Annotated in this window: 13 protein-coding genes; 9 read left to right on the forward strand and 4 right to left on the reverse strand. The window is 67.4% G+C overall.

Annotation, left to right across the window (positions count from 1 at the left end; genetic code table 11):
• The first annotated feature begins 28 nt into the window (after positions 1-28).
• Positions 29-1,267, forward strand: coding sequence for an NAD(P)/FAD-dependent oxidoreductase (locus ABIA65_RS12010; protein WP_354523631.1), 1,239 nt, complete (start codon positions 29-31; stop codon positions 1,265-1,267).
• 16 nt (positions 1,268-1,283) lie between these two features.
• Positions 1,284-1,670 (forward strand): Rid family detoxifying hydrolase, encoded by a 387-nt coding sequence (locus tag ABIA65_RS12015; protein ID WP_241403113.1) that lies wholly within the window; start codon positions 1,284-1,286, stop codon positions 1,668-1,670.
• A gap of 272 nt (positions 1,671-1,942) precedes the next feature.
• Here the strand turns inward: ABIA65_RS12015 and ABIA65_RS12020 are convergent, their stop codons facing one another.
• Complete coding sequence (locus tag ABIA65_RS12020; RefSeq protein WP_354523632.1) at positions 1,943-2,833, reverse strand: aminodeoxychorismate lyase; 891 nt, start codon at positions 2,831-2,833, stop codon at positions 1,943-1,945.
• 41 nt (positions 2,834-2,874) lie between these two features.
• On the opposite strand from ABIA65_RS12020, the gene ygfZ reads away from it, so the two are divergent.
• Together ygfZ and ABIA65_RS12030 are read left to right on the forward strand one after the other, a co-directional pair.
• Positions 2,875-3,954, forward strand: a complete 1,080-nt coding sequence (gene ygfZ, locus ABIA65_RS12025) for a CAF17-like 4Fe-4S cluster assembly/insertion protein YgfZ (RefSeq protein WP_241403111.1) — start codon at positions 2,875-2,877, stop codon at positions 3,952-3,954.
• A gap of 144 nt (positions 3,955-4,098) precedes the next feature.
• Positions 4,099-4,281 carry a DUF3073 domain-containing protein gene (locus ABIA65_RS12030; RefSeq protein ID WP_241403110.1) on the forward strand — a complete coding sequence of 61 codons (183 nt, stop codon included), beginning with the start codon at positions 4,099-4,101 and terminating at the stop codon, positions 4,279-4,281.
• Between the two features lie 165 nt (positions 4,282-4,446).
• Here ABIA65_RS12030 and purM read toward each other — a convergent pair whose 3' ends face one another.
• Complete coding sequence (gene purM / locus ABIA65_RS12035) at positions 4,447-5,529, reverse strand: phosphoribosylformylglycinamidine cyclo-ligase (protein WP_241403109.1); 1,083 nt, start codon at positions 5,527-5,529, stop codon at positions 4,447-4,449.
• A gap of 136 nt (positions 5,530-5,665) precedes the next feature.
• Here purM and ABIA65_RS12040 point away from each other — a divergent pair, with 136 nt between their 5' ends.
• Together ABIA65_RS12040 and ABIA65_RS12045 are read left to right on the forward strand one after the other, a co-directional pair.
• On the forward strand, positions 5,666-6,100 hold the full coding sequence (locus tag ABIA65_RS12040) for a cupin domain-containing protein (RefSeq protein ID WP_241403108.1): 435 nt from the start codon (positions 5,666-5,668) through the stop codon (positions 6,098-6,100).
• A 72-nt stretch (positions 6,101-6,172) separates the two neighbouring features.
• Entirely contained in the window at positions 6,173-7,150 is a 978-nt protein-coding gene (locus ABIA65_RS12045; protein ID WP_241403107.1) for an NAD(P)H-binding protein, read from the forward strand.
• Between the two features lies 1 nt (position 7,151).
• On the opposite strand, the gene purF is transcribed toward ABIA65_RS12045, so the two are convergent.
• Entirely contained in the window at positions 7,152-8,693 is a 1,542-nt protein-coding gene (gene purF / locus ABIA65_RS12050) for an amidophosphoribosyltransferase (RefSeq protein ID WP_241403106.1), read from the reverse strand.
• Between the two features lie 154 nt (positions 8,694-8,847).
• Between purF and ABIA65_RS12055 the strand changes: the two genes are divergently transcribed.
• Entirely contained in the window at positions 8,848-10,104 is a 1,257-nt protein-coding gene (locus ABIA65_RS12055) for a DoxX family protein (protein ID WP_354523633.1), read from the forward strand.
• Between the two features lie 5 nt (positions 10,105-10,109).
• Here the strand turns inward: ABIA65_RS12055 and ABIA65_RS12060 are convergent, their stop codons facing one another.
• Positions 10,110-10,502 (reverse strand): sterol carrier family protein, encoded by a 393-nt coding sequence (locus ABIA65_RS12060; RefSeq protein ID WP_241403104.1) that lies wholly within the window; start codon positions 10,500-10,502, stop codon positions 10,110-10,112.
• Between the two features lie 16 nt (positions 10,503-10,518).
• On the opposite strand from ABIA65_RS12060, the gene ABIA65_RS12065 reads away from it, so the two are divergent.
• On the forward strand, positions 10,519-11,724 hold the full coding sequence (locus ABIA65_RS12065) for an MCE family protein (RefSeq protein ID WP_354523634.1): 1,206 nt from the start codon (positions 10,519-10,521) through the stop codon (positions 11,722-11,724).
• A gap of 34 nt (positions 11,725-11,758) precedes the next feature.
• Entirely contained in the window at positions 11,759-12,193 is a 435-nt protein-coding gene (locus ABIA65_RS12070; protein WP_354523635.1) for a PPOX class F420-dependent oxidoreductase, read from the forward strand.
• Positions 12,194-12,248 lie beyond the last annotated feature (55 nt).

Here is a 12,248-nt window from a genome sequence, read left to right on the forward strand (position 1 = left end):
ATGGATTGCAGGGCACAGTATGTAGTGCGTGAACACAAACAGTGCGCCACTGAAGCGAGTCGCGGTGATCGGTGCCGGCATGGTCGGCCTGTGCACCGCCTGGTACCTGCAGGAGCACGACGTCGATGTCACTGTGTTTGATCGCGAGGACGTCGCCGCCGGATCGAGTTGGGGTAACGCCGGCTGGCTGACGCCCAGCATCGCCACTCCCCTGCCGGAGCCCGCGGTGCTGAAGTACGGACTGCGGGCCCTGCTGAGCCCCTCCTCACCGGTCTACGTCCCGCCCAGCCTCAACCCGAAGCTGCTTCGCTTTCTTGCGCAGTTCGCGCGCAACAGCACCGCCACCCGGTGGGAGAAGGCCATGAAGGCACTGATCCCGCTCAACAACGAAGCGCTTGCCGCGTTCGAGGAAATGGAACTGAGCCTCGCGGAGAAGTCGCTTCCCGCAGTTCCTTTCATCGCCGCCTATCGCAACGCAACCGATCGCAAGGTGCTGCTCGAGGAGTTCGAACAGATCCGTGCAGCGGGCCAGTCGGTCAACTTCGAGCTACTCGACGGAGAGCGGGCGCGCGCGGAGGAGCCCGCACTGTCCTCCGAGGTCAACGCCGCGATCCGCATTCTCGACGAGCGGTTCCTCAATCCTGCGGCCTTCGTCCACTCAGTCGCCGATTCAGTTCAGGCCAGGGGCGGCACCATCGTGCGCGACACGGCCGTTGACCGCATCGACGATGACGGCGCTGGCGTACGGGTCGCAGGCCGGCACTTCGACGCCGTGGTGATCGCGACCGGGGCCCGGCTCAACAACCTCGTCAAGCCCTACGGCGTCAAACGGCTGGTGCAGGCCGGACGCGGTTACAGCTTCACCGTGAAGGTCGACCACCTCCCGCTCGGACCCGTGTACTTCCCCGCCCAGCGAGTGGCCTGCACGCCTGCCGGCGATCGCCTCCGCGTCGCAGGCATGATGGAGTTTCGCGATGTCGAAGCGCCCGCGGACCCTCGGCGCATAAGCGTGCTGCGTGACGCGGCCTCGGAACTGCTGTCCGGTGCTCACCTGGACGAGCGCGAGGACGAGTGGGTGGGTGCGCGGCCATGCACTGCCGATGGCCTCCCTCTAATCGGGCGATCGACCAACCCTGCGGTCTTCATCGCGGGCGGCCATGGCATGTGGGGTATCACCCTGGGCCCGATCACCGGAAAACTGCTCGCGCAGCAGATGACAACACGCCAGACACCGGCTGCGCTGCGCGCCGTCGACCCCCTTCGATGAACGGAAACAAAGCCTCATGAGTGAACTCCGAACGATCGCCTCAGCCTCAGCCCCCGCCGCAGTGGGCCCATACGTGCAAGCCGTCGCCCATGCCGGCGTCCTGTACTGCTCGGGCTCATTGCCGCTGAACCCCGCCACCGGCACGATCGAGGCCACCGACATCGCCGGCGAGGTGCGTCAGAGCCTGACCAACCTGGCCGCAGTGTGCGCAGAGGCCGGTACCGATCTCAGCCGCATCCTGCGGGCCACGATCTACACCACCCGCCTGGGTTCGTTCGCCGATATCAACGCCGCCTACGCGGAGTTCTTCGACACAGCCTTCCCGGCGCGCACCACCATCGAGGTTGCGGCACTGCCCCTGGGCGCCACCGTCGAGATCGACGCCATCGTCGCTCTGAACTGACTCGCTCCGCGACCCCCAGACATGGAGCGGCCCCCGAGCCGTGGTTCTCCTTGGTGGACGACCGAGGGGCTCGGGGGCCGGGTGGCTGCAGGGAATTCGCTAGCGCGCGCAGGTGTCTCGTTTGCGCGTAGAGCAACGACTCCCCGGCGCTGCTAGCGGGCAGCCACCTCACATGTCCATATGCCAATCAATTTGTCGGACCACCTCCCTTCACGTGTACGAGCGACCGTACTCCCGAACCGGCAGGCCGACAACCAATTTTCGGGCCCGATTCAGCCGCCCGCCTGGACCGCCGCGTCAACGAGTTCGGCCACCTCGGCCGCCATGGGTGCGACCGGCAGGAGGGTGCCGTCAAGCACCCCAACCCGGGCTGCCAGCGTCACGCTGGAGAGCAGCCAAAGCCCTTGTGCGGCATGAAGATCCTCGACACGGAGCCGCTGGGCATCGCATCGCCAGCCAGCGCGGCGCGCCACGGCAAACAATGCCTGCGCGGTGGTGCCCGGTAGCAACGGCGACGACGGCGGCGGCGTCAGCAGCACGCCAGGTTCCGGTGCGATCACGACAGTCGACCGCGCCCCCTCCAGCACGAATCCATCGGCGGACACGAGGATGACGTCGGTGGCACCCAGCCGCTCGGCATGCCGCTGCGCCGCAGCGAACATGGCGTAGGACAGCGACTTGACCCGAGCCAGCGACCACGGCGCAGCGTCGACGTCGTAGGCCGGTAGCCCGCGGTCGACCGTCACTGCAGTCACACCGTCACGTCGTGCCACGAGGGCGCGCTCGGGTAGCGCCGACACCGTCACGAACCCGCTCGTCCCGCCCTCGCGGCCACGTCCGTGCAGCAGTCGCAGCACCGCCTCACCCCCAGACCACCGCGACACAGCGACATCGACCGCCGCCCGAAAGCGACGGAGGTCGGGCGCGGGCAGCCCGACGGTCTCGGCCGACGCGGTCAGCCGGGCCAGGTGCGCGGTCAACAGACACGGCACGCCGTCTCGGACCAGGAGGGTCTCGAAGATGCCGTCACCGCGCGCGATCATGGGGTCGTCGGCGTGGAGCGCCGGCGTATGGGCATCGATGACCTCGGGGCCCCATCCGACACCGTCCGAGCCGACACCCAATCGGACGACGACAACGTCGGCGTCGATGCGGGGTGTCATGGGCCTGAGGTTATCCGTGCAGTTCTCCGTAGAGTTGAGACATGTCCGCAGTTCCCGCACCAGATACGTCCCCCGACGCAGGCGCCACGTGGCACCACGGCGATCCGTTCGGGGAGCAACGCGCAGCGTCCGAGTCCGTCGTGATCGTCGACCGTTCGCACCGCGCCGTGCTCGCACTGACCGGAAAGGACCGACTCACCTGGCTGCACACCATCTCCAGCCAACACGTCAGCGACCTGCCCGACGGTGTGGTGGCCGAGAATCTGAGCCTCGACGGGCAGGGCCGTGTCGAAGATCACTGGTTCCAGGTCGACCTCGACGGTGTCACCTTCTTGGACACCGAATCGTGGCGCGGTGAACCGCTTCTGGCCTTCCTGCGCCGGATGATCTTCTGGGCCGACGTCGTCGTGGAACCCGCTGACCTGGCCGTTCTGTCGCTGCTCGGGCCCGCTGTGACGGGAGCCCCGGTTCTGGACGCGCTGGGGCTTGCCGAACTGCCCGCCGTGGGGACGGCGACTGCGCTTCCCGACGGCGGATTCGTCCGACGCCTCGGTGCGACCGACGTGGACGTCCTGGTGCCACGCGATCAGGCCGAGCAGGTGCAGAGCCGGCTGGTTGCCGCCGGAGCCCGGCCCGCGGGCATCTGGGCCTATGAGGCGCACCGCGTGGCGGCGCTGCGGCCGCGCCTCGGCGTGGACACCGACGAACGCACCATCCCGCACGAGGTGGGCTGGATCGGCGGCCCGGGTGAGGGTGCGGTGCATCTCGACAAGGGCTGCTACCGGGGCCAGGAGACCGTGGCGCGGGTGCACAACCTGGGCAAACCGCCCCGCATGCTGGCTCTACTGCACCTCGACGGATCCGGAGACCGGCCCACCACCGGCGATCCCGTATTGGCCGGCGGACGCCCGGTCGGGCGGTTGGGCACCGTCATCGACCACGTCGACGAGGGCCCCATTGCACTGGCCCTGCTCAAGCGCGGGCTGCCTGCCGACACCGAGTTGACCACCGGCGGCGAGGTCGAGGTGGCCGCTGTCATCGACGCCGATTCGCTGCCTGCGACCGAAGGGGTGGGGGCGGGACGGCTGGCCGTGGAACGTCTGCGCGGCCGTTCGCGTTGATACCGCATGCCCGGCGCTCTCACAGAGCCGGGCCTGACAGCACGGAGCCAGAGGGCACGGTAAGGTGTTGCCAGGACGAAAACACACTCAGATCGGAGCCGCCTGTACATCGGGCCGCTCCGTTATTGCGCGAGGGGGTCCCTCATGGGCCGTGGCCGAGCAAAGGCAAAGCAGACAAAGGTCGCTCGTGAGCTGAAGTACAGCTCTCCGCAGACCGATCTCAGCCAGCTACAGCGCGAGCTGTCGCACGCTCCCGACGATCTCAACAGTCGGGCTGTCCCCGACGTACCTGACGAGTGGGTAGAAGAGGACGACTGGCGCCGCTAAGGCCGCGCCCGTCCCCGGGCCAATCATTTGATCGGAATCGCGGGTACTGTCCCACGCTCTTGATGTCCTCAACGGCAGGGGCGTTCCTGACGTACCCGAAGAGCGGGTAGAACAGGAGGACCGGCGCCGCCAAGGCCGCGCCCGTCCCCCAGGCCAATCAACCAATCAGAACCGCGGGTGCTGTCCCACCAGCTGTGCGCGCGCTTCGTCCTTGGCGCCCTTCTTGACCGTGCCAAGGGTCCAGCAGTCCAGGTGTCGGGCGGTCAGGATCGCCAACGCTCGGTCGGTGTCCTCCGGCGCGACGATGGCGACCATGCCGATGCCCATGTTGAACGTCTTGTCCATCTCGGCGCGGTCGATGCGCCCGCGCTGCGCGATCATGCCGAACACCGGTGCGGGCGTCCAGGTGCCACGATCCAGCTCGGCGGTCAACCCGTTGGGGATGACGCGCTCGAGGTTGCCTGCCAACCCGCCACCGGTGATATGGCAGAAGGTGCGGACCTGCGACTCGGCGGCCAGGGCCAGGCAGTCCTTGGCATAGATGCGCGTCGGCTCGAGCAGTTCCTCGCCCAGCGTGCGGCCGAACTCCTCGACGTGGCCGGCCAGGTTCATCCGGTCGATCTCCAGCAGCACCTTGCGTGCCAACGAGTATCCGTTGGAGTGCAGGCCGGTGGATGCCATCGCGATGATGACGTCGCCGGGCTTGACGCGATCCGGGCCCAGCACGTTGTCGGCCTCGACCACGCCGATGCCGGTCGCGGAGATGTCGTAGTGGTCGGGTGCCATCAGCCCCGGGTGCTCGGCCGTCTCACCGCCCATCAGTGCGCATCCCGCCAGGACACAACCATCGGCGATGCCCGACACGATCTCGGCGACACGCTCGGGAATGGTCCGGCCGACGGCGATGTAGTCCTGCAGGAAGAGCGGTTCGGCACCGCACACCACGAGGTCGTCGACAACCATCGCGACCAGGTCGAGCCCGACGGTGTCGTGCTTGTCCATGGCCTGCGCGATCGCGAGCTTGGTGCCTACGCCGTCGGTCGACGAAGCGAGCAGTGGCTCCCGGTAGTCCCCGCGAAGTGCGAAGAGTCCGGCGAAACCGCCGAGCCCACCGCGCACCTCGGGACGGGTCGCCTTCTTGGCCAGGGGCTTGAACAACTCAACGGCACGATCTCCCGCTTCGATGTCCACCCCAGCTGACGCATAGGAGGTGCCGCGCCCTTCGGCCGGCGTGCCCTTGTTCGTCATCGCTGATTCGCTTGCTGAACCTCGCTCATCGCGCCCAAGATTACCGGTACCCGAACCCAGCGGTGCACGCACGCCGGTCGGGCCGATCCAACCGGTCCCCCTCGGCGCCCTCATACGTGTGCCACGCTGGGCCATCATGAACAGACATCGCTGGTTGACGGCCACTGTGGCGGCTGCACTACCGCTCCCGATCGGGGTCGCGAGCCCCGCGTCGGCGACGCCCGGCATCGACATAGAAGCGAAGACGCTGTCACAGGCGACCGTCGACGGAGTGGACTACCTGACCAAGGAGATCACCATCGCGCCGGGCGGCAGCACGGGCTGGCACTGGCACCCCGGACAGGTCTACGGCGTGATCCGGGAGGGCACGCTGACGCACTACGCCTCGGACTGCTCGATCGACGGCGTCTACCCCACGGGCGCCACCATCACCGAGGAGAGCGGGCCCGGCTACGTGCACGTCGGCCGCAACCTCGGTCCCGACCCCCTGGTGATGTGGGTGGGCTACATCGAGCCGGCCGGCGCGCCACAGGCCAATGCGGTGCCCAACCCCGGCTGCTCGTTTGAGTGATGCCGTAAGCGGTCATCCGGACATCCACCGGCTCCGAATACCTACCGAGCCAGCTGGACGATCGGAGAACTGGTGTCGGAGGCGAACACGCGGTGCCTGGTAACCGGAGCAACGGGATACATCGGCGGGCATCTGGTCCCGGTGCTGTTGAGTCGGGGACACCCCGTGCGCGCGTTGGCGCGCAGTCCCGACAAGCTGCGTGATCGAGTCTGGCGTGATGACGTTGAGGTGGCGCGCGGCGATCTGGGTGATCCCGAGTCGCTGACCCTGGCATTCGAGGGTGTCGACGTCGTCTACTACCTCGTCCACTCGATGGGCTCGTCATCCGACTTCGTCAGCGAGGAGGAGCGCTCAGCCCGCAACGTCGTCGCCGCGGCCAGGCACGCCGGGGTGAAGCGGTTCGTCTATCTGAGCGGCCTTCACCCCGACGGCGACCTGTCACCGCACCTGCGGTCACGCGCCGCCGTCGGCGACATCCTGATCGAGTCGGGCATCGAGACCGTCGTGCTGCAGGCGGGCATCGTGATTGGGTCGGGTTCGGCGTCGTTCGAGATGATCCGCCACCTCACCGACAGGCTGCCGGTGATGACCACCCCGAAGTGGGTGCACAACCGGATCCAGCCGATCGCCGTCGACGACGTCTTGCACTACCTGGCCGCGGCCGCCGAGGTGCCGGTGCCCGAGTCGCGCACGTGGGACGTCGGCGGACCGGACGTGATGGAGTACGGCGAGGCGATGCAGGGCTACGCCGACGTCGCCGGGCTCCGCAAGCGCGTGATCGTGGCGCTGCCGCTGCTGACGCCGTCGATCGCAAGCTGGTGGGTGGGCCTGGTGACGCCGATACCCTCGGGCCTGGCGCGCCCGCTGGTCGAGTCCCTGCACTGCGACGCCGTCGCGCTAGAGCGCGACGTCGACTCGGTGATTGGCCCGCCGCCAGACGGCCTGACCCCCTACCGGGAGTCGGTCAGGGCGGCGCTCGACCACGATGGAACGGCGTCAGGCGGTGGGCGTCGTCACCTGTTCCGGTTCAGTTCTGCCCAGCCGCAGTGATTTACGGCCTACGGACGGCGCTGGCGTTGTCGTTGTCGGCTTGCAGCGGAATACCGGTACGGGCCGCGGTCTCGAGCATGTGCTCGATCACGTTCTTGCCCAACGCGGTCTCACCGGGCAACTCGATCGGGTAGTTGCCGTCGAAGCATGCCGAGCACAGTCGCGTCGCGGGCTGCTCGGTGGCCGCGATCATCCCTTGGGTACTGATGTAGCCCAGGGTGTCGGCACCGATCGCGCGGCGGACGCCGTCGACCATCTCGTCCTCGTCGGCCGAGTTGCTCGACGCGTTGGCGATCAGCTCGGCCGGGGTGGCGAAGTCGATGCCGTAGAAGCAGGGCCACCTCACCGGGGGCGAGGCGATCCGGACGTGCACCTCGAGGGCGCCCGCCTCGCGGAGCATGCGGATCAGTGCGCGCTGAGTGTTTCCGCGCACTATCGAGTCGTCGACGACGATCAGCCGCTTACCGCGGATGACTTCCTTCAGCGGGTTGAGCTTGAGCCGGATGCCGAGCTGGCGGATGGTCTGCGACGGCTGAATGAAGGTGCGGCCCACGTAGGCGTTCTTCATGAGGCCCTGGCCGTAGGGGATACCCGAACCCTGGGCGTAGCCGACCGCGGCGGGTGTGCCCGATTCCGGCACACCGATCACCAGGTCGGCATCCACGGGCATCTCGGCGGCGAGCCTGCGGCCTATCTCCACGCGGGTGGCGTGCACCGAACGGCCCGCCAGAATGCTGTCCGGGCGCGCGAGGTACACGTACTCGAAAACGCACGCCTTGGGCGTCGGGTTGGCGAAGCGCGTGGAGCGCACGCCGTCGGCGTCGATGGCCAACAGCTCGCCGGGCTCGATGTCGCGGACGAATGACGCGCCGACGATGTCGAGCGCCGCGGTCTCCGAGGCCACTACCCAACCGCGGTCCAACCGGCCGAGCGACAGCGGTCGCACACCATGCGGGTCACGCGCCGCATACAGGGTGTTCTCGTCCATGAAGGTGAGGCAGAACGCACCGCGCACCGTCGGCAGCAGTTCCAGAGCAGCCTGTTCCAGCGTCGAGTCGGCCGCGCCGTGCGCCAGCAACGCGCCAAGGATGTCGGAGTCGGTGGTCGCGGACGCCGGGGCGCGGGTGTTGATCAGGCCTGCGTCTCGCGCGCGCGCCGCCAGTTCGGCGGTGTTGACCAGATTGCCGTTGTGTCCCAAGGCGACACCGGTACCTGCCGCGGTGTTGCGGAACACCGGCTGCGCGTTCTCCCACGTGGTGGAGCCGGTCGTGGAGTAGCGACAGTGTCCGACCGCGACGTGGCCGTCCATCGCGGCAAGCGTCTGCTCATCGAACACCTGGCTGACCAGGCCGAGATCCTTGAACACCAGCACCTGCGAGCCGTCGGCGACGGCGATACCCGCCGCCTCCTGGCCACGGTGTTGCAGTGCATAAAGGCCGTAATAAGTGAGCTTGGCCACGTCCTCGCCAGGGGCCCAGACGCCGAAGACGCCGCACTCTTCCTTCGGCTCGTTATCTACCTGTACGGGCTCTTCGGCGGTCACAATCAGGCTGCTCCCTGGGGGCTGGGGGTGACGTCTCTGAGTCTACGGTGAACGACGGTCAAAGACGGAATCGCACGACGATGTCGCAGTTCATTTCAACCACGAAGACACCGTGCGCGATTCCCGGCCGCACATTCGCACTCAAGGGAGATACATGCACTGGCGTTTGCCGACCCGCATCGCGTTCCGTTTCTGCGTCGTCTACTTCGGTCTGTTCTGCCTGGCGTTCGCCCAGATCACCTTCGTGTTCACCGGTGTGCTGTCGCAGTGGCTCCCCGACCGCGCCGTGCTGTGGCAGATGCTCGCGCTGGAACCCGTCACCGGATGGGTCGGTCGCACGGTGTTCGGTGTCGACTCGCCGCTGACGGAATCCGGCAGCGGCGATCAGGCCGCCATCTGGGTGCTGATCTTCTGGCTTCTCGCCGTCGCCGTCGTCGCCACGGCCATCTGGTCGGTGCTCGACCGACGGCGCGCCGCCTACCCGCGCCTGGCCGCGTGGTTCACCACGTTCCTTCGCCTCTGCCTCGGCGGTCAGATGCTGTTCTACGGCTTCGCGAAGGTGATTCCGACGCAGATGCCGACGCCGCCGCTGTCGAGCCTGCTCGAACCCTTCGGGAACCTGAGCCCCATGGCGGTGCTGTGGCTGCAGGTCGGCAGCTCGCACCCGTACGAGATCGCACTGGGCGCCGTCGAGGTGGTGGCCGGGCTGCTGCTGTTCTGGCCGAGGACCGCACTGCTGGGCGCGCTGCTCAGCGTCGTGGGCACCGGCCAGATCTTCCTGCTCAACATGACCTACGACGTGCCGGTGAAGATCCTGTCGTTCCACCTGCTGGTGATCAGCGTGATTCTGGTGGCGCCGCATGTCCGGCGACTGGCCGACGTGCTGGTGTTGCAGCGACAGGCCGACCCCTTCATCCCAGCCGACCTGTTCTCCTCCGCCAGGCGCAACCGGATCGCGGTGGCGGTGCAGCTGGCGCTGGGCGTGTGGGTTGCCGCGGGGTGCGTGGCGATCAACGTCGCAGGCTGGTACGAGTACGGCGACGGCAGAACCAAACCCGAGTTGTACGGCATCTGGTCGGTGACCGAGTTCACAGTCGACGGTGATGTGCGGCCCCCGCTGACCACCGACGAGATGCGTTGGCAGCGGGTCGTCTTCGACCACCCGGGCGTGGTGACCCACCAGCGCATGGACGGTGAGCTCGTCGACGAGCCCGCGACGCAGACGGGCGATGTCCTGACGGTGGGCACCACCACCCTGGCCATCGACCGGCAGGGCCCGGACCGATTGCGCCTCGACGGAAAAATGGACGGCAAGCCCGTCACGATTGAACTGCAACGGCAGCCGCTGGACGACTTCACCCTGCGCAGTCGCGGCTTCCACTGGGTGCAGGAGACGCCCTACTTCGGCTGAGCGCCTCAATTCGAAAGCGGGACCACCGGCAGCCATTCGGCGATCTCCTGCGCCCGCGACCCCGACATCTGCAACGCCCCACCGGCGGCAGCGTCGGGTACCGAGAGCAGTCCGGTGGCCAGCAGGAGCCATGTCCTCGGATCGGTCTCGACCACGTTCGGCGGCGTGCCCCGGGTGTGGCGAGGTCCCGAGATGCATTGCACCGCAACGAATGGGGGGACGCGGACTTCGACGCTTGCACCGGGAGCCATCGCCGCCAGTGTTCGGGCCGTGAGCCGGACGGCATCGGCCAGCACGGTTCGGTCCGGCGCCTCAACACCGTCGTCGCGCAGCCAGTCGGCAATTGCGGTCACCGCTTGCCGAGTCTTCGCCGGATCCGCGGTGCGACGGGCAGCCATACCCTAGTGTCGCAAAATGGCTATCGACCGCCACGCGCCGCCGTACAAAGTGGCCGGTGCGGTCTTCCTCATCGTGATCGCCCTGGTCGCGACGCTGATCTACAAGCAGTTCCGTGGCGACTTCGATCCGCGCACGCCGTTGGTCGTCGTATCGCCGCGTGCCGGCCTCGTCGTGGAACCCGGCGCCAAGGTCACGCTCAACGGGGTCGAGATCGGCAAGTTGAAGTCGGTCACCACGACCACGGTCGACGGCGCCGAGGGAGCCCATCTGAATCTCGAGGTCGACTCGCGGCAGCTGTCCCGGATACCCGCCAACGTCGAGGCTCACATCAATGCCAGCACGGTGTTCGGCAACAAGTACATCGCGCTGAGTTCACCGGGTGACCCATCTGCCCAACGCATCTCATCCGGTGGGGTGATCAGGGCATCATCGGTGACCACGGAGTTCAACAGCCTGTTCGAGACGGTGACGGCGATCGCCGAGCAGGTGGACCCAATCAAGCTGAACGCCACCCTAACGGCGACCGCCGAGGCGCTCACCGGCCTCGGCGACCGGTTCGGCGCATCCCTTGAGCACGCCAACGTGATCCTCGACGACGTCAATGCCCGGATGCCGCGTCTGACCGAGGAGATCGTCGCGACTGCCGACCTCACCGAGATCTATGCGGACTCCGCGCCCGGCCTCGCCGACGGGCTGGACGCGGCACTGACGACGGCGGCGTCACTCAACGAGCGACGCAAGGACGTCGACGCGGCACTGATGGCGTCGATCGGATTCGCCACCACCGCAGCCGAGACGTTCGAGGAGGCGGCGCCGTTCCTCGTCCGAGGTGCCGCCGACCTCGTGCCGAGCGCCAAGTTGCTCGACGACTACCGGGGAATGCTCTTCTGCACCATTCGCAACTACCACGATGTCGCGCCGCGGATTCAGCGCTCGCTCGGCGGCGACAACGGGTATTCGCTGTCGGCGTACGGCACGGTGATGGGCGCGGGAAACCCGTTCATCTATCCCGACAATCTGCCGCGCGTCAACGCCAGGGGAGGCCCCGAGGGCAGGCCGGGCTGCTGGCAGAAGGTGACCCGCGACTTGTGGCCACACCCCTACCTCGTGATGGACACCGGCTACAGCATCGCGCCCTACAACCACATGGAGATCGGCCAGCCAGTCGCCATCGACTACGTCTGGGGCCGCCAGATCGGTCAGCTGACCATCAACCCTTGACGTCAACCGCGCTTGAGGTTCTACCGTGGTTGCCATGGCTCCTAAGACGTTTCGGGAACACGAGATCGAGTACATGTCGGCGACCGACCTGGGTCGCCTCGCCACCATGGCGCCGGACGGCACGCTGCAGAACAGTCCCGTCGGCTTCAGCTACAACGACGAACTCAGGACCATCGACATCGTCGGATACGGCATGTCCTCGAGCCGGAAGTTCCGCAACATCGCCACCAACTCGACCGTCGCGTTCGTCGTGGACGATATCGCCTCACGCGATCCGTGGCGGGTGCGTTGCCTGGAGATCCGCGGCACCGCGGTGCAGGCCGAAATCGACACGGTGCCAACCGAACCCAACGGGGACAGGCTGGACCGATCCATCATCCGCATCACACCACGACGCATCATCAGCTTCGGGATCGACGACACCGAAACCGAGCCGCACCTGCTCACCGCGGACGCCCGCGACGTCTGACTGCGCTGGGGGCTAGCCCTACCTTCCGGGTCAGGCCAGCGGCATTGTTCGCTCG

The sequence above is a fragment of the Mycolicibacterium sp. 624 genome (assembly GCF_040548615.1).
Taxonomy (GTDB): Bacteria; Actinomycetota; Actinomycetes; order Mycobacteriales; family Mycobacteriaceae; genus Mycobacterium.